The organism is Massilia norwichensis (genome assembly GCF_024753245.1).
In the GTDB taxonomy this organism is placed as follows: domain Bacteria; phylum Pseudomonadota; class Gammaproteobacteria; order Burkholderiales; family Burkholderiaceae_D; genus Telluria; species Telluria norwichensis.
In genome coordinates this window covers 51,125-70,011 of the sequence record NZ_JANUGX010000002.1, presented here as the reverse complement: position 1 = coordinate 70,011, position 18,887 = coordinate 51,125, and the positions used below count along the sequence as shown (strand labels likewise).

The window sequence follows — 18,887 nt, the reverse complement described above, 5'->3', positions numbered from 1 at the left end:
GAGCCGGTCATGAAACCCTATGAAAAATTCGTCGAGAACATCCTCGGCGCAGTCCGTTCCAGCCAGGGCAAAGACCCGCTGGCCGCCACCGCGATCATCCAGGAAGCCTTGACGGCGGCCGGCTTGATGGGCGGTGCCGCATCGCCCGCCTCGGCACGACCCGCCGCCCCGGCGCAGGACAAGGCCGCCAGCTTCGTCGACCTGAATCCGCCACCGGCCTGGGCGGCAAAATTCCGCCGGCAGACAGCGCAGCCCGACGGCACCAACACCGATACCAATACCGGCGCCGGTACGGCGATGCCGGACTGGGTCGCGCGCTTCACGTCGAATTTGCCGGGCCAAGGCGCGGCCGGCAGCAAGGCCATCGACGCCACCACGCACGGCCCGGGCCAGTTCCTGGAGGGCAGCTTCAGCAACGAGGCCGGCACCCGCAACTACCGTCTGTATGTGCCGCGCAAGCCGGCAAGCGGACCGCGTCCACTGCTCGTGATGCTGCATGGCTGCAAACAGAATCCGGTGGACTTCGCGGCCGGCACCACGATGAACCTGCTGGCCGAAGAGCAGGGCTGCCTGGTGCTGTACCCGGAACAGGCGGCCCATGCGAACCACTCGCAGTGCTGGAACTGGTTCGAAGGCGCGCACCAGCAGCGCGGCGCCGGCGAGCCTTCGCTGATCGCCGGCATGACGCGGCAGGTGCTGCGCGAGCACGGCGGCGATGCCGACCGCGTCTTTGTGGCAGGCCTGTCGGCCGGCGGCGCCATGGCGGCGGTGATGGCGGCCAGCTATCCCGAGCTGTATGCCGCCGCCGGCGTCCACTCCGGCCTGCCGGTCGGCGCCGCGCACGATCTGATGTCGGCGCTGAACGCGATGAAGGGCGCCCGCAAGAAGCCGGCGGCGGCAGCCAGCGCGCGCAAGGTGCCGACCATCGTGTTCCACGGCGACCGCGATGCCACCGTCCACCCGTCGAACGGCGATGCGGTTTACGGGCAGTTCGCGCAGGCCGCAGGCGTGAAGGAAACCGCGGAAAATGGCAACGGGTACACCCGCAGCGTGGCGCGCGACGCCAGCGGACAGGTGGTGGCCGAGCACTGGCTGCTGCACGGCGCCGGGCACGCCTGGTCGGGCGGCAGCACGGCGGGTTCGTACGCAACATCATCCGGACCGAATGCATCGCGCGAGATGTTGCGCTTCTTCCTTCAGCAGTGATTTGCTATCCTTGCGACTTCACACAACGGAGTTACACGATGGTTTCCCTGCAAGAGCAGCTGCTCAAGGCCGGCCTGGTCGACAAGAAAAAGGTCAAGCTGGCCAACCAGGAAAAGAGCAAGCAGCACAAGATCGAGCTGCGCACCGGCGACAAGAAGGAAAACGAGGCGCGGCTGGCGGCGCAGGAAATGCAGCGCAAGCAGGCCGAGCGTGCGCGCGAGCTGAACGCCCAGCGCGATGCGGCGGCGGCGCAGAAGGCCGTCGCGGCCCAGATCGCGCAGATGGTCACGACCAACCGCCAGCCCAAGGGCAATGGCGACATTCCCTACAACTTCACGATCGGCACCAGGATCGAGCGCATCCACGTTTCGGAGAAGGTGCGCGACCACCTGGTGGCGGGGCGCCTGGCCATCGTCAGTCATGGCGGCGGCTTCGAGCTGGTGCCGCGCGTGATCGCCGACAAGATCGCCGAGCGCGCGCCCGAGATCGTGGTGCGTGTGACGAAAGCCGCACCGCAGGCGGTCGAGGAAGACGATCCCTACGCGGACTTCAAGATCCCGGACGACTTCACCTGGTAAAGCGCGCTCTTCAGCGTTTCTTGATGGGGAGCGCGAGCCAGCCGCCCCAGCGGCCCTCGGCATTGCGCTCGACCATCTGGATGTGCGGCCGCGTGCTGTCCAGCCGCCACAGCGACTGTTTATCGAGCCAGTCCTCGTACATCGAGCGGAAGCGCGGCCATTCGCCCTGGAAGTCCAGGCAGGCGTAGCAGCCGGCCGGCAGCACGCGCAGCCCCATGCCCAGGTCCATGCCGCCGTCGTCGGCATGGCCGAAGTCGTAGCAGTATTCGCGCTCTCCCGTAAAGCCGGGATCCTCATCGAACACCCCATACCAGGGCCGCACCGCTGTTGCGCCGGCCGCCGCATCGAGCCGTTCGCGCTCGCGAATCACGTCGTTGCAGGCGATCGACAGCGCGGCGCCGGACTGGCCGAAGAAGCGCTGGTAGCGCAGCGTGACGGCCGGCAGCATGCGCACGGCGATGCGCGCGGCGATCGTGCCCGGCGCCGGCGGGCAGTAGGGCGCCAGCAGCACCGCCAGGTTGTCCGGTTCGGCCACGAAGAAACTGACGTCGCTTTCGCGCCCGACCTGCTGGTCCATGTAGTCGCGCCAGCCGCCTTCGCGCCAGGCCTTGGCCGACATCGAGAATTGCTGCTTGAAGGCCTTGGCGAAGGCCGCGTTGGACGGGAAGCCGCAATCCTGGGCGATGCGCACGACCGGTACGTCGGGCTCGTGGCGCAGCAGATGCGCGGCGCGGCGCAGGCGGCGCTTTCTCTGGTATTCGACGGCCGAGAAGCCGGTCAGCTCGCGGAAGATGCGGTCGAAGTGGAAAGACGAATAGCTGGCCGAGGCCGCCAGGCTTTTCAGCGCCAGCGGGTCACCGACCGAATCCAGCATCAGGTCCATCACTTCGTACAGGCGCGACACGCGCGAGGGCGGCTTCATTCGAACGTTATTCAGGGAATAATTACAAATATGAAATAAGACTATTCCGTAAATAACCCACCTTTGGCAAGCATTTGCCGCGTATGCATGCCGCGGGTGTTGTCAACGTGTCTGTTTCGTCATCTCCAGCTTGCCGGTATCGAAGCCCTGGCGCTCGAGCCGGTCGAGCAGGGCGGCCAGGGTCTGGCGCGGCACGGTGGGCGTGCGCGACAGGATCCACAGGTATTCGCGCTTCGGCTCGCTGACCGCCGCCAGCTGGTAGTCGGGGTCGAGGTCGATCACCCAGTAATCGCCCCATACCATCGGCAGGAAGGACAGCCAGCCGGGCGCGAAGCGCACCTCCAGCTTCGGCGAGTCGGCCGGGCCGATCTGACGCGCCTGGCCGACGACTTCTTCGTAGCGTCCGTCGGCGCGGCGGCAGCGGTTCAGCACCTGCAGGCTGCCGTCAGGGAGCTTGCTGTAATGCGCGGTCGTGTTGCTGTCGCACTGTTTCTGGAAGCGGTTCGGGTACCTGGCGATCTCGTACCAGGCGCCGAGGTAGCGCGGCACGTCGAGCGAGGCGATCGGCTCGAGATCGGCATCGCCCTGGCGCTCGCGCGCGGCTGCCATCACGGTGAGGGTGGCGCCGAGCAGGCCGAGGGCGATCAGGGCAAGGCGGGAAACGGGTAAAGGCATGGCGTTCGTCGGGTTGCTCATCGAAACGCCATCCTAGCAGGACGGGGCCGGCAGCGGCGCCGTCGAGCAGGTTCAGGGGGCACCAATGCCGCAGCCGGCAAGCGAACCCAGGAACAGCGCCAGCAGGAACAGGATAACCAGCACGGTGCGCACGCGATCGGTCGGCATGGCAGCCTCCTCGGACGACTCGATGTAGGGTCATTGTGTGGCCAGGCGTTTGAGCACACATCAAGGAGTAAGGCTGGGTTGAGACAAACTTAAAGGCGTGCGGATTGGCTGAACTTATCCGCGCTCCACGTAAAACGCCAGCCTCGCGGCTGGCGTTCGGGCGTCGGTACAAGCGGAAACTTACTGCAGCCTGTTCGCCCGCTGGGCCTGCAACTGCTCGTGGATCTGCTCACGCAGCTGCTGCGCGTTCGAGTGCGTGTAGTCCTTGTTGACCTCGAGCTTGATCAGCGGCTTGATGTGCGGATCCAGATACATGCGCAGGGCGCCGAGGAACTGCGGCGAGGCCGAGATCACGAGCTGCTGGAAGCGGCCTTCGCGGTGTGCTTCCATCAGGTAGTTCGAGATGTCTTTCACGAACTGCTCGGCTTCGTGTTCCTGCGGCGTCTGCGCCGGCTGGTAAGCCTTGTTCGGTGCGCCGGCCTTGGCGTTATGGGCAAAGCCCGCCGCCTCGTTGCCGCCGATGTTGTGGCTGCTGCCGGCTGCGGACGTCCGTCCGACCTCGTCGGTATTGATGTCCGAGGTGCGCATGCGCGCGGCGGTACTGACCATGTCCTCGATTTCTTCCAGCGGTTCCGCCGGATCGGCTTCCGAAAAAATCCTCGCGCGGCCCGCGTTGGCCGACACAATCCAGGTCGTCTGCATGTTACCCCCTGTCAGTCTATGAAGCGTGAAGGATGGACCGGCGTGCGCGCGGGATGCCCGGCTTGCCTGCCGATCATGGTTTGAATTCAGTATAGCCAAGCTTGCAAACGGCTGGCGTCACGTATCCGGCGGGTAAGGAACAGGGGCGGGCACGGGCTTGTGTTCCAATGGCTGTCCAGGACAAAGGAGCCGACATGACCCAGACGTTCAAGGCAGGCGACAAGGTGGAGTGGCACGCGGCGCAGGGCGCGGTGCGCGGCACCGTCAAGAAGAAGCTGACGGCGCCGACCGACATCAAGGGCCATCACGTGGCGGCGTCGGAAGAGAATCCGGAGTACCTCGTCGTGAGCGACGAGACCGGGGCCGAGGCTGCGCACAAGCCCTCGGCCCTCAGGAAGATCTGACTCAGGCAGCCAGTCGGAGCTGAGCCGTCTGCACGGCACGGCCGGCCGGCTGCGCGGCCTGCTCGTCGAAGCGGAAGGTCGACACCAGTTGGGCCAGCGCCTCGGCCTGTTCGCGCATGGCGTCCGATGCCGCGGCCGCTTCCTCGACCAGGGCCGCGTTCTGCTGGGTCGCCTGGTCCATCTGCGCCACGGCCTGGTTGACCTGCTCGATGCCGGACGACTGCTCCGCGCTGGCCGAGGAGATCTCGGCCATGATGGCGGTCACGCGGCCGATGCTGTCGACGATTTCATGCATCGTCGCGCCGGCATCCGACACCAGGCGGCTGCCTTCTTCGACCTTGCCGGCCGAGTTGCCGATCAGTTCCTTGATCTCCTTGGCCGCCGCAGCCGAGCGCTGGGCCAGGCTGCGCACCTCGGACGCCACCACGGCGAAACCGCGGCCCTGCTCGCCGGCGCGCGCCGCCTCGACGGCCGCGTTCAGCGCCAGGATATTGGTCTGGAAAGCGATGCCGTCGATGACGCCGATGATGTCGACGATCTTGGCCGACGATGCGCTGATGGCCTGCATCGTTTCGACCACGCGGCCCACGGTGGCGCCGCCACGGCTGGCGACCGTTGATGCCGCCTGGGCCAGCGCATTGGCTTCGCGCGCATTTTCGGCGTTCTGGCGCACGGTCGAGGTCAGTTCTTCCATCGACGATGCGGTCTCTTCGAGCGAACCGGCCTGCTGCTCGGTGCGCGCAGACAGCTCGAGGTTACCGGCCGAGATCTGGTTGGCGGCATCGACGATGGTGCCGGTGCCCGCGCGCACCTGGCTGACGATGCCGACCAGGTTGGTATTCATGTCGCGCAGCGCGGCCATCAGGGCGCCGGTCTCGTTGCTGCCATGGGCGACGATGCGGCTGCTCAGGTCGCCACGCGCGACCGTCTGCGCCACCGACACCGCTTCCACCAGCGGCATCGCGATGCGGCGGCCGATCCACCAGGCGAAACCAACGCCGCCCAGCAGGGCCAGCAGCATGAGGCCGATCTGCATGCGCTGGCTGTCCTGGAATTCACGGTCGACGCGCACCACATCCGAGCCCACCGCGTCCTGCTGGTATTTGACCATCGCGCGCAGCGACTCGGTGTACGCTTTCACGCGCGGCACCATGTCGGTATCGAGGAAACGGCGCACCGCCTGGACATCGCCGGAGGCCTTCTTTTCGAGCGCCGTCTTGCGCGCCACGCGGTAGGCATTACGCTCTTTATTGACCGCTTCAAACAGGGCCTGCGCGGCGGGATCGGTGGCGATGCTGGCCTGGATCTCCTTGTGCAGCACGTCGGAACGCTTGGAAGACTCGGTGATACCGTCGAGGAAGAATTTTTCGTCGATCGGATCGGCCACCTTGATGGCCGCCAGCGTGCGCGCCGCGTTCACCTCGATGATCGATTGCCACTCCTGCAGCATGGAGGCGCGGTGGAAGCTTTCGCCGGCCAGCTTCTTGGTCAGCGCGTCCGCCTTGTTCATCTGGCCGATGCCGATGCTGACCAGCAGAACCATGGCGACCAGGACGATGCCGAAACCTGCCAGCAGCAGCTTCCGGATGTTGATGTTGTTAATGTTCATGATTTATTTCTAATGGACCAGATGAACTCGTCATTATAAATATTGCCGTGTGGAAATTTGTGAGTTTTCGCTGATGCCTTCGCAAAACAAGGGCAAACTTGTTCTTGTCTTAACGGATTTTTCAGAAGGTGTGGCGTGGCAGAAACGCTTTGCCTCGGACGCACCAAAAGGATGCGTTATGCAATGCCCATTCGATTGCCTGCTGCGCGCCATCCCTTCCTTGCCCGACAATCCGCATCCGGGACCCTAGCAGGCGGGGTCCGCTGGAACAGGCAGACCACAGCTGGGCGCCGGCACGGCCGGCACCCGCCTTGCCTTGTTCTTCCTGCAAGATGGTAAAGTAGAGTGTCCGCTTCCCGGGGGAGCGGGCACCGACAACTTTATCCCGGGTGTACCGTGAACCTGTTCCAACATCTCTCCCTGCTGGCGCTGCTCGTGCTTGCCGCCGGCTTCCTGTCGCTGACGGAGATCTCGCTGGCCGGCGCGCGCAAGATCAAGCTCAAGCTGCTGGCCGAGGCCGGCGACGAGCGCGCCCTGAAAGTCATGCAATTGCAGGCGCAATCGGCCGAATTCTTCGCCGCCTCGCAGATCGGCCTGAACACCGTCGCCATCCTCGGCGGTATCCTGGGCGAAGGCGCGCTGCGCCCGTATTTCACGGCATGGCTGTCCTTCTTCTACAGCGGCCCCGGCATCGACACCATCGCTTTTGCGCTGTCCTTCCTGTTCGTCACCATCCTGTTCATCCTGTTTTCCGACCTGATGCCCAAGCGTCTGGCGATGATCGCCCCGGAGCGCATCGCGGTGGCGATGATCGGTCCGGTCCAGATCTTCATCCGGCTGTGCCGGCCGTTTTCCTGGGCCCTGAACCTGGTGGCGAACCTGCTGTTCCGCCTGTTCGGCGTCGAGACCACGCGCGAGGACCGCATCACCTTCGACGAGATCTCGGCCATCGTCGAAGCCGGCGCCCAGGCCGGCGTCCTGCAGAAGCAGGAGCAGCATTTCATCGAAAACGTGTTCGAACTCGAATCGCGCGGCGTGAGCTCGGCCATGACGATGCGCGACAACGTGGTGTTCTTCAACCTCGACGAAACCGAAGACGGCATCCGCAAGAAGATCGCCAACTACCCGCTGTCGAAGTTCCCGGTGTGCGACGGCGTCATCGACCGCGTGATCGGCTACGTCGACACGCGCGACATCCTGGTGCGGCTGCTGAACAAGCAGTCGGTGTTCCAGCTCAACGAGTCGAGTATCCGCACGGCCCTGATCGTGCCCGACGCGCTGACGCTGTCGGAACTGCTGGACCGCTTCCGCGCGACCAAGGAAACCTTCGCGGTGGTCATCAACGAATACGCGCTGGTGGTGGGCGTGATCACGCTGAGCGACATCATGCTGACGGTGATGGGCAACTGGGGCGGCGCGCTGGATGAGGACAAGCAGGTCATGCAGCGCGACGACGGCTCCTGGCTGGTCGACGGCAGCACGCCGGCATCCGACATGAAGCGCATGCTGGACCTGAAAGCGTTGCCGGAAGAGGAGAACTACGAAACCGCCGCCGGCTTCATGATGTACATGCTGCGCAAGGTGCCCAAGCCGACCGACAGCGTGGAGTACGAAGGCATGCGTTTCGAGGTCGTGGACGTGGACCACTACCGGATCGACCAGCTGCTGGTGAAGCGCGTGCCGTCAGACCCTTCCCAACTTTAGAAAGCCCACCATGCTTCCTGCTATTTCTCCCAAAAAGATTGCCGCATCGCTCGATGAGCTCTGGTCGCCACGGGTCGTGGCGGAACTCGACGATTCCTACGTCAAGGTTGCCAAGGTCAAGGGGATGCTGGCCTGGCACAGCCACGATACCGAAGACGAGTTGTTCTTCATCCTGCAGGGAAGCCTGCGCATCGAAATGGAGGCGGGAACGGTCGAGCTTGGCGAAGGCGATAGCTATGTGGTGCCGAAAGGCGTGCGCCACAATCCGGTGGCGGATGAGGAATGCCTGATCATGCTGATCGAGAAAAAGACGACCCTGCATACCGGGAACGTCGACACGGACAGGACGCGCTCGCTGCAAGAGCAGCTGCGCCCGGTCGCTTAAGCAGAGGAGTACACAAATTCTAGGTTTCCTGATCCGCATGGCGATACTTAAACCGAAGCCGGTGATCGCTATTGCTCTATGCCTGCTGGTAGCGTTGGCCGGCATGATGACCTATGCCGGTTTCCTGGTCGTCGGGGTGGTGGCCGATCATCTCGGCACGGGCAGGGCGACGGCAGGACTGCTTCTTGCCGGTGTCCTTGCGCGATTTCCCTGGATAAGACATGGCAAGCTGCGCATTGTCGGCCTGTTGCCGAAAACTGTACGCCGGCCGTTTATCGTCAGCCTGTTTGCATTCTGCCTGTTGAGTTTGCTGTCTCAGGGTGAGTACGTGCCGGCACTGTTCACAGGTTTCGCTACGGCTTTTTTGCTTACTTACCCTTGGTTCAAGAAAATGATCTTCAAAGCCGGCCAAAACCCGCGTCAAAGCATCGACGACAACATCATTGACGGCGAATTCAGGGAAAAGAAAGAGTAAGGGACGGTTGCATCGCGCTGGCCGGATGCCTGGGCCGCGCTGCCGGCCCCAGAAACAAAAACGCCGACCTGCGAAGGTCGGCGTTTTTGTGTACTGCTGAATTCTTGGTGGCCCGGGGCGGAATCGAACCACCGACACAAGGATTTTCAATCCTCTGCGCTACCGACTGAGCTACCAGGCCAGGAGGCGTCATAGCCAGCCGAGCGCGCGTTGCCAGGTGCTCATCCATTTGTGGGCGCCGTCGATGCCGGCGTACAGTCTCATCTGCGCAGTCGTCTCGACGATTCGAGTGCGTGACGCGCACCGGTATGCCTGCGTGCCTGGGAAGCCGGCCGCATGAGCCCATTCAGCGCCAGAAGATCACGTACGCGAGGCAGCCGAACAGGCTCCACTTGAAGATGTAATACAGCGTGCGGTTCCATGCCTTGAGCTTCTTGCTGAAGCGCCGTAACAGGTACAGGTAGCGGAACGCTTGGTTGAGCCCGCCGGTCCGATCGCCGATCTCGTTGGGGGACGCCGACGCGCGCAGCAGAAAGCCGCCCATCAGCCGGTTCACGGCCTGCGCCCAGCGGTATTTCATCGGCCGCTCGATATCGCAGAACAGGATGATGCGATCCCGGTCGGTACGGTTCGCTGCGTCATGCAAATAGGTTTCGTCGAATATGACGTCCTCGCCATCGCGCCACGCATAGGGTATGCCATCGACGACAATCGCGCAGCGGTCGTCGTTGGGCGTGACGAGCCCGAGATGATAGCGCAGCGATGCGGCAAGCGGGTCGCGATGGCGGCCAAGGGTGCCGCCCGCGGGCAGCATGGCGAACATCGCCGCCTTGACGGACGGTATCCGCTGCAGGATCTCGACGGTGCGCGGGCACAGGCTTGCCGCGGAGGGATGCGGATTGACGTACCACTTCAGGTAAAAGCGTTTCCAGCCCCGGCGGAAAAACGAATTGAAGCCGATATCATTGTATTTTTCGGACGCCTGGATGCGGCTCGCTTCATGCAGCGCCAGCGCCTCATCGCGAAATGTGGGCCATTCCTTTCGCAATTCCGCCAGCTCGGGAAAATACGAGGAAGAAATGTAAGGCGTGGTCGGCACTGCGGAAAACAGATAGGAAAAACAGTTCAGGGGCGCGGTGAACGTCGAATGGTCGGAAAGCTGCCTGAAAAACCAATGACGTGCCCGGCCGCGCCTGTGCACGTACATCGTACAGGCCACGAAGAGGAGCAGAATCAGCCATCGCATCGATCCCTCCCAGTAACGCACGCAACGGAAACACGGCTGCGAGCCAGTACTCACATTGCAGCAGAAGGCAGCTTGCGGCACTAGGCGCGGTGCCCAGCAGGCCTGATCTTGATCAAACGGATTGCAGAGGTGGAATGAATTTGCTCCAGCGAAATCGAAGCCGGGTAGCGCAGGGAATTCGGGCCGATCGATCCGGCAGCCTGCACGCCGAGGCTGACTCGGAATCGATCTGATGGCCAGCTGAAAATTACATCGTCCACTTTGCCATCAGGGTGGGCGAGTTGCGCGAATAGTCCTGTCCGTCGATCTTGTAGCGATGGATTTCGTAGCGCAGACCGGCCTGGAAGCTGCCCTTGGCGTCGATAGCCCACAGCAGTTCCGGACGCAGGAATACTTCGGTGCCATTCACACCCGTTCCATTGACCAGCGATAGCAGGTTGAAACGAAGCCGTTCGCCCGCGAACGGTTTCGACATCAGGACCGAGCGCCACAGCGTCTCGCCCTTGTAGAAATTGGTATTGCGGCGCAGGATGCCCGACTCGAAGTAAGCGAAGCCCGGCACATTGAAGTTGAAGGAGATGCCGTGGTTGTAGGAGCGGAAGTCGGCGTAACTGGCGCGCTCATAGCGCGCGATCAGCGATACGTCGGCAATCGGGCCGAAGGCCAGGTTGCGGCCGCTGATCTTCCCCAGGCTCAGGCGTGGATTGAAGACTAGCAGGCTCTGGTTGGGGCTGTTGCCGCCGAACGAGCCGGCGCCGGCGCCGCCGACGTTCTCGCCGTTGAACAGCTCGGCATCGACGTACACATCGCCGTACTTGAACCCTGCGAAATATTCGAACTGGTACGTTTTCAGCTTCTCGTCGTCGGTCCCGGTGCCGAGCAGCGGATCGGTCCTGGAACGGGTTGTATACAGGGCGTTCAGGTTAGCCACCTGGAACTCGGCCGCCAGCACGGTGCCGGTTGCGGCCAGTGCAGCAATCGCTACCGTACTGCGTATCACATATTTATTCAGACGCATTGAATCTCCATTTTCGACAAGTCGCTTCCCGTGCTGCAGCGACACGGAGCCGGGACGCTGTCGGTATTCGCCGGGTAGGGATACGCCCGCAGCAGGACCGCTGCGGGCGCTGGACAAGCACCGGACTGCGGTCAAGCCGGTACGGCTTCCTGCACGCCCCTGTCGAGCATCGGGTTGTCGCTCGCCGGAACATGAATTGCCGCTGCGCGCGGACTGGTGTCCTGCAAGCCTTTGTGGATCACACCGTCCTGCATCACCATCGCAATCCTGGCGGGCTCCGTCATGATGCGCAGGTCCTGCAGCGGGTCGCCGTCGACCAGCACCAGGTCGGCGAGGAAACCGGGGCGAATCTGGCCCAGTTCATCCGGCCGCATCATGATGTCGCCGCCCAGGCGGGTCGCCGAGACCAGCGCTTCCGTCGGGGTCATGCCGATGTAGTCCACGAAATACTGGAGGTCGTTGGCATTGGTCCCATGCGGCATCCACGCAAAGCCGTAGTCGCCGCCCGGCAGGATGCGGATGCCGCGCTTGTGCATCTGGCGCAGCGACGCTGCCGCCGCTTCCAGTTCTTGCGGGTATCCCATTTGCTCGGCGATTTCAGGCGTGATGCCATATTCCGACGCGTTGAAGCTGGTACGCACCAGCCAGCCGATGGCGGGCGCCACGAAGTGCCGCGCCTTGTTCGCCTCCAGCATGTCCAGTGTTTCTTCGTTCGCAAAACTGGCGTGGAAGATGATGTCGATCCCGTGGCGGAGACACTGCCGCACCGACTCGTCGGAGCGCGCGTGCGCCGCCACCCGCTTGCCGTTGCGCTTCGCCTCGCTCGTCAGCATGGCGACTTCTTCGTCCGAGAACGGCGACAGCTCGGCCGGCAGGCCGGCAATGTATTCGCCCGACAGGTTGATCTTCAGGTGGTCCACGCCGTATTTGATGAACATGCGCGCGGCCTTGCGCACTTCCTCGGGGCCGCTCACGATGTGGCCGAAACTCAGTTCCTGGAACGGCAGGTGGGGCAGGGTGTTGTCGCCGAGACCGCCCAGGGTGGTGATCTCCTGGCTGCCGGCCAGGTAGCGCGGCCCGACGCACTGGCCGGCGGTGATGGCATTGCGCAGGACGATATCGAGACGCGGCTTGGCGGCGGCCGCGCCGATGGCCGAGGTCCAGCCCATGTCGAGGTAGCGCTTGGCGACGTCGACGCACCACAGGATGTGTTCTTCCGGCGGCATGAACTGGATGGCCGACAGCGTCGGCTGGTCGTTCCACGAAAAGTGGGTGTGGGCTTCGGTCATTCCCGGCATCAGGAACTTGCCGCCGCCGTCGATCACCTGGTCCGCGGCGCCCGCCACCTTGTTCGGGAAATGCGCTACGTCGACGATCCGGTTGCCTTCTACGAGGACTTCACCTTTGAATACGTCGTCGCCACTGCCATCGAAAATCGTGACATTGGTGATTGCAATCTTTTTCATGTCTGTCTCCTCTGGCCCCCAGGGCCTGGTTATTTCGAAGAACTCAAGAATTTCGCCAGCTGTTGCATGCATTCCTGCGGACGCTCGAAGGTGGTCCAGTGGCCGCAGCCTTCCAGCACCACCATGTCGCTGCCCTTGATACGTTCCGCCATGGCCGCCACGCTGGCCGCAGGCGCGACGCCGTCCTGGTCCCCCGTGACCAGCAAGGTCGGCACCGCAATGTCTTCGATTGACGCCGCCTGCGCCGTCGCCAGCGCCCTGCAGCTTTGCCCGTAGCCTTCGGGCGTCTGGCGCATCACGCTCTCGCGCACCAGGGCCAGCACGGCCGGCTGCTGTGCCTTGGTTTCCTTCGACGTCGCGGCGCCCACGATGGCATCGGCGATGTCCTGCATCGCGGCGGCGCCGCCCGTGGCTGCCTTGTCGGCGCGCGCCAGGATGCCGGCGCGTCCCGCATCCGGTGGGCACACGAGCGGGCCGAACAGCGCGAGGCCAGCGACCAGCGCTGGGCGCTGCGTCGCGATGTGCTGGCAGACGATCGTGCCCATCGAGTGGCCCAGGAAGGTGGCCCTGGTAATGTCGAGCTCGCGGCACACGGCCTGGACCGCGTCGGCCATGCTGGCGATGTTGAGTTCGCCGGGATCGGCTGAGGAGCGGGCCGGCGAGCGGCCGCTGCCCGGCAGGTCGATGCGCACGATGCGGTGGCCTTGCAGCGCGGCCATCACCGGGGTCCAGGTATTGCTCGAGCCGCCCAGGCCGTGGACGCACACGATGGCGGCGCCTTCGCCTTCGACTTCAACGGTCAGTCCTGCAACGATGTGGGTCGTCATGTCATTTTTCCTTTTAAACGAATTGGTTTTCGATGGCACCGATGCCGTCGATCTCGACCCGCACCACGTCGCCAGCGGCCAGGAAGCGCGGCGGCTTCATGCCCAGCCCGACGCCCGCAGGGGTGCCGGTGGCGATGACGTCACCCGGGTACAAGGTGATGCCGCGCGAAATCGTCTCGATCAGGGTCGGGATGTCGAAGATCAGGTTTTCGGTCGGTCCATCCTGGCGCAGCTCGCCGTTGACCCAGCAACGCACGCGGGTCCGGGTGCCGTCGAGCTGGTCGGCAGTGACGATCCACGGCCCCATCGGGCAGAACGTGTCGAACGACTTGCCCATGTCCCACTGCTGGTGGCGCATCTGGACGTCGCGCGCGGTGACGTCGTTGACCACCGTGTAGCCGAACACGTGCCCCATGGCGTCGGCGCGGGCGATGTTTTTGCCGCCTTTGCCGATGACGACCGCCAGTTCGGCCTCGTAATCGATTTGCCCGGAGATCGCGGCGCCCGGCAGCATGACCTTGTCGAACGGGCCGACGACGCATTCGGGCACCTTGGTAAACACGATCGGCCAGGCGTCGGGATTGGCGTCGTTGTCCTTGAATACCGAGGTTTGCAGTTCCTTGGCATGGGCGTGATAGTTGCGGCCCACGCACCAGACGTTGCGGCGTGGTACCGGGATCGGCGCCAGCAGCTGGACCGAGGCGAGCGCCACTGCCGGCCCCGCGGTTGCGGGAAGCGGGGCGCCGTCGGCGAGCAGCTTGATGATCGCCAGGGCGCCTTCGGCCGCCGCGTTCCCGGGAAGCTCGAATGGCGTGACCTGCTCTCGGTCGTCGGAAACAAGTCCGACGAAACGGCGTCCATCGAGTTGATATGTTGCGATTTGCATGTATTCCTCCAAGTATCCGGCCGGGACCGATTGACGTTCGGACCGCTGACCGTGGGAGGAGTCTAGGAACAAAGGGGCACATGCGCTTATCAACCCATGGCTGGGCTTATCGGCGGGTCCAACTGCTTATCAATGCGTCTGATATCTTTTTGAATGACGGATATCGCCTCGCTGCCAGGACTACAATTTACATATAGATATGACCGGCAATGCCGGCAAGGGAGACAATATGGCAGAGTCGTATGCATTCTACGAAGGAACGTTTGGACAGGCGATCGTGCTGGAAACGTGTACCGACCTGGTCGCGCACGCGCACTCCGAGTCGCAGATCGTGTTCTGGCTGGGCGGTGCGCGGGCCCAGGCCAACGTTGGCCCTGAGGTGGTCGGGTACGACGAAAACGTGGGCCTCGCGACCAATGCGTATCAGTCGCACGACATGACGCGGCTGGATGGAACGGGACCGGCGGTGTTCCTGGTGTTTATGATTTCGCGAAAGTGGCTGAATGAACTGCGGCAGGCGACCGGCCGTCCCTTCGTTTTTCCGTCATCGCGCATTCCGATCGATGCCGACTTGCGCCAGGCCTGCTGGCGGGTGCTGGACCTGATCCTGTCGGCGCGCGAACCCAGGGACGGGTTGAATGGCCTGGTCGAGCAGTTGATCAGCGCCACCATCAATGCCACCACGCGCGGACCCGTGGTCGATCCCAAGCGCTTGCTCCCGCCCTTGCTCGACCACCGCCTGCGTAGCGCGATCACGCTGATGCGCAAGCATGTCCACGATAAGATCGGACTCGATGCGATCGCGCACCAGGTCGGTCTGTCGCGCGCGCATTTCTTTACGCTGTTCCGCGATCAGCTTAATACGAGTCCGCAGGTTTTCTGGAGCGCCGTTCGGGTGGAAGAGGCAATGCGCCGGCTGATCGTCCAGGGCGGATCGTTGACATCGGTCGCACTCGACCTTGGATTTTCCGCGCCCAGCAATTTCTCCCGTTTCTTCAAGGAGCACACCGGCGTGTCGCCCTCCACCTTCCGGCGTGCCGCGGTGGGGGCGATACCGGCGACAGTGACGGGCCTGGCAGCTTAAAACCCTTACGCCAGCGCCAGATCCCCCGGCGGTACGCGAAGTATCGAGATCCGTCGAGCTTGGTCGACGGTGACGACTGATTGACGGTTTGCGCCAAGCTGCGAGGCATTGCGCAGGATGCTCGAAGAAAGCCCGGAAATGGGCCGGACATGAGAATTTCCAGTTCCGGAAACAAAAACGCCAACCTGCATGGGTTGGCGTTTCGTGAGGCATGTTCTTGGTGGCCCGGGGCGGAATCGAACCACCGACACAAGGATTTTCAATCCTCTGCTCTACCAACTGAGCTACCAGGCCAAGGCGGCGCATTGTAGCACATCCGCGCGGCATAGCAATAGCCCCGGCGCTCAGCTCAGCATTTCTTCAGCGTTTCGCGTGCTGCCGGTCCAGCGCCAAACGCAGCTCCTTGCGGTATTTCGCTTCCTCGAAGCGGCGCAGTTCGTCCGGCGTGGACGGCTGCAGCGGCCGCACCGCGACCGGCTTCTTGTCGTCGCCGACCGCCACCATCGTGAAGAAGCAGCTGTTCACGTGGCGTACTTCCTGGGTGCGGATGCTTTCGGCCAGCACCTTGATGCCGATTTCCATCGAGCTGCGGCCGGTGTAGTTGACGGCCGCCAGGAAGGTCACCAGCTCGCCCACGTGGATCGGCTGGCGGAAGGTGACCTGGTCGACGCTCATCGTCACCACGTAGGCGCCGGCGTAGCGGCTGGCGCAGGCGTAGGCGACCTGGTCGAGCAGTTTTAAAATGTGGCCGCCGTGGACGTTGCCGGAAAAATTAGCGGTGTCCGGGGTCATCAGCACGGTCATGCTGAGCTGGTGGTTGGGTAGATTCATGAAGCCTTCCTCGACAATCAACGGGTGCCGACCATGCCGCGCACCGATGCATTCAACTTGACCGGATCATAGCCCACGCCATCCTTGAAGACGATCTCCACGTTCTCGATGTCCTGGATGCGGCGGCTCGGGTCGCCACCCACGACGACCAGGTCGGCGTTCTTGCCCGCTTCGACGGTGCCGATGCGATCCAGTTTGCCGAGATAGCGCGCGCCGTTGGCGGTCGCGACCTGGATCGCCTCGACCGGCGTAAAGCCCGCTTCGACCAGCAGTTCGACTTCGCGGTGGTCGCCAAAGCCGGGCAGCACGCCGCCGTTGCCGGTCGGGTCGGGGCCGGCCAGCAGCAGGCCGCCGGCGCGCACAAAGGCCAGCTCGAAAGCCATCTCCTTCTTCAGCGCCGCTTCCTGCCTGGCGGCGCGCGCCGGATTGGCAGCGGCTGCGGCGCGTGCCGCCAGGTGGCTGCGCAGCGATTCGGCCGACATCATCGCCATCTGCTTTTTCGACAGCAGCGGGCGGGTCGCGACGAAGGATTCGAAGACCGGCAGGGTCGAGGTGATCGCCACCTTGCGCGCCACTAGGTCGCGGATCAGGCTTTGCACCTCCGGGCTCGACACCTCCAGTTTTTCCCAGGAGGCGCTGATCTCGGCGCCGGACGGGCACACGTCCTTCTTCCGGTTGGGGACAAACTCCGTGTCCGTGAAGACCGGGCCGTGCTCGAGGTTGTCGATGCCGAGTCTGGCCGCCTGGCGGTAGTCGACCGAGCACAGATGGCCGGTGATTTTCGTGCCGTGCTTGTGGGCCTCCGTGATGGCAGTGGCCAGCACGTCGGCGGGGATGTTCATGTAGGCCTTGAACGACGTCGCGCCTTCGCCGGCCCAGAAGGCCACGGTGCGGCGCGCCTGCTCGCGTTCGTCCATCGCCGTCATCTGCGGGAAGCTGCTGGCGCGGCCTTCGAGGTAGGGACCGGTCACGTCGATGTGCGGGCCGGGGATCTGGTTGGCGTCGACCAGGCGGCGGATGTTCAGGTCCGTATAGGGTTCGATGCTGCCGGTGGTGCGCATCGTGGTCACACCGGCGGCCAGGTACATGCGCGGCGCCGAGAACGCGATCTCGGTGACGAAGAAGCCCGGCGGCGGGATCCTGTCGTCTTCGTCGAGGTTGATCGAGGCGGTGTACATCAGGTGGTTGTGCATGCCGACCAGGCCCGGCATCAGGGTACGGCCCTGCAGGTCGAGCACCTGGGCACCGCCTGGCGGCGCGGCCGCGCCATCGAGGATGGCGTCGATGCGGCCATCGCGCAGGATCACGGTGCGGTCTTCACGCGCCGGCGCGCCGGTGCCGTCGATCACGCGCACGTGGGTCAGCGCCAGCAGCGGCGCATCGACCTTGATGAACTTGCGGACTTCCGCGGACGGCGCCTGCGGCAGCCGTCCCGGGGCCGGTGGCTGCGCCTGCAACTGCATGTGCGCGAGGGCGCCGAGCAGGCCGGCCAGCAGAAGCGGTATGTGCCTCATTCCCATGGGGTCTCCTTGTGCATGACATCGCATGCTGACACGGAAACCCCAGCGAGGCAACCGCCGGCTTAGAACTCTTCCCAGTCGTCGGCGACGGCGGTGGGCCCGGCCGGTCTGGATGGTTTGGCGGCCCTGGCCGGCTGCGCCGCTGCGGCTTTGCGCGTGCCGTGCGCAGGCGCCTGCTTTGCCCGCGCGGGTGCCGGTGCCGCAGCCGCCGCTGCCGCCGGCTTGCCGGCCGCGGCAACGGCCAGGGCAGGGCGCGCAGCCAGCGTCCTGCTGGCGGGCAGGTCGACCCGGAACACCGACACCAGTTGCTGCAGCTGCTGCGACTGCGCCTGCATCGACATCGTCGCCGCGGCCGACTCCTCGACCTGCGCCGCATTCTGCTGGGTGACCCCGTCCATCTGCGTGATCGCCTGGTTGACCTGGGCGATGCCGCTGGCCTGCTCGCGGCTGGAGGCGACGATGTCGCTCATGATGGTGCTGACGCGCTCGATGCTGGTGACGATGTCGCGCATGGTCTCGCCCGCGCGGCCGGCCAGGGTCGAGCCTTCGGTCACGCGGCCGGTCGAATCGTCGATCAGGACCTTGATTTCCTTGGCCGCCGAGGCCGAACGTTGGGCCAGCGCGCGCACCTCGCCCGCCACCACCGCAAAGCCGCGTCCCTGTTCGCCGGCACGCGCCGCTTCCACCGCCGCATTCAGCGCCAGGATATTGGTCTGGAAGGCGATGCCGTCGATGACGCCGATGATGTCGGCGATGCGCGCCGAGGACGCGTTGATCGCACCCATGGTTTCGACCAGCTGGCCCACCATGCGGCCGCCCTGCTGCGCGACCTGGGACGCCTGCGCCGCCAGCGTGTTGGCCTGCTCGGCGTTGTCCGCGCTGTGCTGGATGCCCTGGGTCAGCTCCTCGATCGAGGACGCGGTTTCCTCGAGCGCGGCGGCCTGGCTTTCGGTGCGGCGCGACAGCTCCTGGGCTTCGCCCGACAACACCGCGATCGATTCGCCGATGGCCGCGCTGCCGTGGCGGACCTGGCCGACGATGCCGGCCAGGCTGTCGCGCATGTGCTGCAAAGCGGCCATCAGGCTGGTCTGGTCGCCGTCCGCCAGCTTGACCTCGACGCGCAGGTTGCCGGCCGCGATCTCGCCGGCCACCGCGGCCGCCAGCGCCGGCTCGCCGCCGAG

19 protein-coding genes and 2 tRNA genes are annotated in these 18,887 nt (G+C 64.4%); 7 read left to right on the top strand and 14 right to left on the bottom strand.

What is annotated here, in order from left to right:
* The first annotated feature begins 9 nt into the window (after positions 1–9).
* Together NX782_RS02070 and NX782_RS02065 are read left to right on the top strand one after the other, a co-directional pair.
* Positions 10–1,206 (top strand): extracellular catalytic domain type 1 short-chain-length polyhydroxyalkanoate depolymerase, encoded by a 1,197-nt coding sequence (locus tag NX782_RS02070; protein WP_258843834.1) that lies wholly within the window; start codon positions 10–12, stop codon positions 1,204–1,206.
* 38 nt (positions 1,207–1,244) lie between these two features.
* Positions 1,245–1,784 (top strand): DUF2058 domain-containing protein, encoded by a 540-nt coding sequence (locus tag NX782_RS02065; RefSeq protein ID WP_258843833.1) that lies wholly within the window; start codon positions 1,245–1,247, stop codon positions 1,782–1,784.
* Between the two features lie 10 nt (positions 1,785–1,794).
* On the opposite strand, the gene NX782_RS02060 is transcribed toward NX782_RS02065, so the two are convergent.
* From NX782_RS02060 to NX782_RS02050, 3 genes are all read right to left on the bottom strand, one after another.
* Positions 1,795–2,706, bottom strand: a complete 912-nt coding sequence (locus NX782_RS02060) for a helix-turn-helix domain-containing protein (protein ID WP_258843832.1) — start codon at positions 2,704–2,706, stop codon at positions 1,795–1,797.
* Between the two features lie 102 nt (positions 2,707–2,808).
* Positions 2,809–3,402: a lipocalin family protein gene (locus tag NX782_RS02055; protein ID WP_308632779.1), complete on the bottom strand. Its 594-nt coding sequence runs from the start codon at positions 3,400–3,402 to the stop codon at positions 2,809–2,811.
* A gap of 327 nt (positions 3,403–3,729) precedes the next feature.
* Positions 3,730–4,251: a host attachment protein gene (locus tag NX782_RS02050; RefSeq protein WP_258843831.1), complete on the bottom strand. Its 522-nt coding sequence runs from the start codon at positions 4,249–4,251 to the stop codon at positions 3,730–3,732.
* 194 nt (positions 4,252–4,445) lie between these two features.
* On the opposite strand from NX782_RS02050, the gene NX782_RS02045 reads away from it, so the two are divergent.
* Positions 4,446–4,655, top strand: coding sequence for a hypervirulence associated TUDOR domain-containing protein (locus NX782_RS02045; RefSeq protein ID WP_258843830.1), 210 nt, complete (start codon positions 4,446–4,448; stop codon positions 4,653–4,655).
* Position 4,656: 1 nt separating this feature from the next.
* Here NX782_RS02045 and NX782_RS02040 read toward each other — a convergent pair whose 3' ends face one another.
* On the bottom strand, positions 4,657–6,264 hold the full coding sequence (locus tag NX782_RS02040; RefSeq protein ID WP_258843829.1) for a methyl-accepting chemotaxis protein: 1,608 nt from the start codon (positions 6,262–6,264) through the stop codon (positions 4,657–4,659).
* Positions 6,265–6,660: 396 nt separating this feature from the next.
* Here NX782_RS02040 and paeA point away from each other — a divergent pair, with 396 nt between their 5' ends.
* The 3 genes from paeA to NX782_RS02025 are packed head-to-tail and all read left to right on the top strand — an operon-like array spanning position 6,661 to position 8,828.
* Positions 6,661–7,968, top strand: coding sequence for a polyamine export protein PaeA (gene paeA, locus NX782_RS02035; protein WP_258843828.1), 1,308 nt, complete (start codon positions 6,661–6,663; stop codon positions 7,966–7,968).
* Between the two features lie 10 nt (positions 7,969–7,978).
* On the top strand, positions 7,979–8,353 hold the full coding sequence (locus NX782_RS02030) for a cupin domain-containing protein (RefSeq protein WP_258843827.1): 375 nt from the start codon (positions 7,979–7,981) through the stop codon (positions 8,351–8,353).
* Positions 8,354–8,390: 37 nt separating this feature from the next.
* Positions 8,391–8,828, top strand: a complete 438-nt coding sequence (locus NX782_RS02025) for a hypothetical protein (protein WP_258843826.1) — start codon at positions 8,391–8,393, stop codon at positions 8,826–8,828.
* A gap of 105 nt (positions 8,829–8,933) precedes the next feature.
* On the opposite strand, the gene NX782_RS02020 is transcribed toward NX782_RS02025, so the two are convergent.
* From NX782_RS02020 to NX782_RS01995, 6 genes are all read right to left on the bottom strand, one after another.
* Positions 8,934–9,009 (bottom strand) — tRNA-Phe (locus NX782_RS02020).
* A gap of 165 nt (positions 9,010–9,174) precedes the next feature.
* Positions 9,175–10,074, bottom strand: coding sequence for an aspartyl/asparaginyl beta-hydroxylase domain-containing protein (locus tag NX782_RS02015; protein WP_258843825.1), 900 nt, complete (start codon positions 10,072–10,074; stop codon positions 9,175–9,177).
* Between the two features lie 247 nt (positions 10,075–10,321).
* Complete coding sequence (locus NX782_RS02010) at positions 10,322–11,092, bottom strand: hypothetical protein (RefSeq protein WP_258843824.1); 771 nt, start codon at positions 11,090–11,092, stop codon at positions 10,322–10,324.
* Positions 11,093–11,223: 131 nt separating this feature from the next.
* Positions 11,224–12,558 carry a metal-dependent hydrolase family protein gene (locus tag NX782_RS02005; protein ID WP_258843823.1) on the bottom strand — a complete coding sequence of 445 codons (1,335 nt, stop codon included), beginning with the start codon at positions 12,556–12,558 and terminating at the stop codon, positions 11,224–11,226.
* 29 nt (positions 12,559–12,587) lie between these two features.
* Positions 12,588–13,385, bottom strand: coding sequence for an alpha/beta fold hydrolase (locus tag NX782_RS02000; protein ID WP_258843822.1), 798 nt, complete (start codon positions 13,383–13,385; stop codon positions 12,588–12,590).
* 13 nt (positions 13,386–13,398) lie between these two features.
* A complete protein-coding gene (locus NX782_RS01995) occupies positions 13,399–14,271 on the bottom strand; it encodes a fumarylacetoacetate hydrolase family protein (RefSeq protein WP_258843821.1) in 873 nt (290 codons plus the stop codon).
* 199 nt (positions 14,272–14,470) lie between these two features.
* On the opposite strand from NX782_RS01995, the gene NX782_RS01990 reads away from it, so the two are divergent.
* Positions 14,471–15,355 carry a helix-turn-helix domain-containing protein gene (locus NX782_RS01990; protein WP_308632778.1) on the top strand — a complete coding sequence of 295 codons (885 nt, stop codon included), beginning with the start codon at positions 14,471–14,473 and terminating at the stop codon, positions 15,353–15,355.
* A 218-nt stretch (positions 15,356–15,573) separates the two neighbouring features.
* Here the strand turns inward: NX782_RS01990 and NX782_RS01985 are convergent.
* The 4 genes from NX782_RS01985 to NX782_RS01970 form a co-directional block, all read right to left on the bottom strand.
* Positions 15,574–15,649 (bottom strand) — tRNA-Phe (locus NX782_RS01985).
* Between the two features lie 66 nt (positions 15,650–15,715).
* Positions 15,716–16,186, bottom strand: a complete 471-nt coding sequence (locus NX782_RS01980; RefSeq protein WP_258843820.1) for an acyl-CoA thioesterase — start codon at positions 16,184–16,186, stop codon at positions 15,716–15,718.
* Between the two features lie 17 nt (positions 16,187–16,203).
* Positions 16,204–17,700, bottom strand: coding sequence for an amidohydrolase family protein (locus NX782_RS01975; RefSeq protein ID WP_258843819.1), 1,497 nt, complete (start codon positions 17,698–17,700; stop codon positions 16,204–16,206).
* 68 nt (positions 17,701–17,768) lie between these two features.
* Positions 17,769–18,767 carry a methyl-accepting chemotaxis protein gene (locus tag NX782_RS01970; protein ID WP_308632788.1) on the bottom strand — a complete coding sequence of 333 codons (999 nt, stop codon included), beginning with the start codon at positions 18,765–18,767 and terminating at the stop codon, positions 17,769–17,771.
* Positions 18,768–18,887 lie beyond the last annotated feature (120 nt).

Bases quoted from the DNA above. Each gene is read 5' to 3' on its own strand.
- NX782_RS02070 (WP_258843834.1), top strand. From the start codon at position 10: ATGAAACCCTATGAAAAATTCGTCGAGAACATCCTCGGCGCAGTCCGT.
- NX782_RS02065 (WP_258843833.1), top strand. From the start codon at position 1,245: ATGGTTTCCCTGCAAGAGCAGCTGCTCAAGGCCGGCCTGGTCGACAAG.
- NX782_RS02060 (WP_258843832.1), bottom strand. From the start codon at position 2,706: ATGAAGCCGCCCTCGCGCGTGTCGCGCCTGTACGAAGTGATGGACCTG.
- NX782_RS02055 (WP_308632779.1), bottom strand. From the start codon at position 3,402: ATGAGCAACCCGACGAACGCCATGCCTTTACCCGTTTCCCGCCTTGCC.
- NX782_RS02050 (WP_258843831.1), bottom strand. From the start codon at position 4,251: ATGCAGACGACCTGGATTGTGTCGGCCAACGCGGGCCGCGCGAGGATT.
- NX782_RS02045 (WP_258843830.1), top strand. From the start codon at position 4,446: ATGACCCAGACGTTCAAGGCAGGCGACAAGGTGGAGTGGCACGCGGCG.
- NX782_RS02040 (WP_258843829.1), bottom strand. From the start codon at position 6,264: ATGAACATTAACAACATCAACATCCGGAAGCTGCTGCTGGCAGGTTTC.
- NX782_RS02030 (WP_258843827.1), top strand. From the start codon at position 7,979: ATGCTTCCTGCTATTTCTCCCAAAAAGATTGCCGCATCGCTCGATGAG.
- NX782_RS02025 (WP_258843826.1), top strand. From the start codon at position 8,391: ATGGCGATACTTAAACCGAAGCCGGTGATCGCTATTGCTCTATGCCTG.
- NX782_RS02015 (WP_258843825.1), bottom strand. From the start codon at position 10,074: ATGCGATGGCTGATTCTGCTCCTCTTCGTGGCCTGTACGATGTACGTG.
- NX782_RS02010 (WP_258843824.1), bottom strand. From the start codon at position 11,092: ATGCGTCTGAATAAATATGTGATACGCAGTACGGTAGCGATTGCTGCA.
- NX782_RS02005 (WP_258843823.1), bottom strand. From the start codon at position 12,558: ATGAAAAAGATTGCAATCACCAATGTCACGATTTTCGATGGCAGTGGC.
- NX782_RS02000 (WP_258843822.1), bottom strand. From the start codon at position 13,385: ATGACGACCCACATCGTTGCAGGACTGACCGTTGAAGTCGAAGGCGAA.
- NX782_RS01995 (WP_258843821.1), bottom strand. From the start codon at position 14,271: ATGCAAATCGCAACATATCAACTCGATGGACGCCGTTTCGTCGGACTT.
- NX782_RS01990 (WP_308632778.1), top strand. From the start codon at position 14,471: ATGACCGGCAATGCCGGCAAGGGAGACAATATGGCAGAGTCGTATGCA.
- NX782_RS01980 (WP_258843820.1), bottom strand. From the start codon at position 16,186: ATGAATCTACCCAACCACCAGCTCAGCATGACCGTGCTGATGACCCCG.
- NX782_RS01975 (WP_258843819.1), bottom strand. From the start codon at position 17,700: ATGAGGCACATACCGCTTCTGCTGGCCGGCCTGCTCGGCGCCCTCGCG.
- NX782_RS01970 (WP_308632788.1), bottom strand. From the start codon at position 18,767: ATGCGCGACAGCCTGGCCGGCATCGTCGGCCAGGTCCGCCACGGCAGC.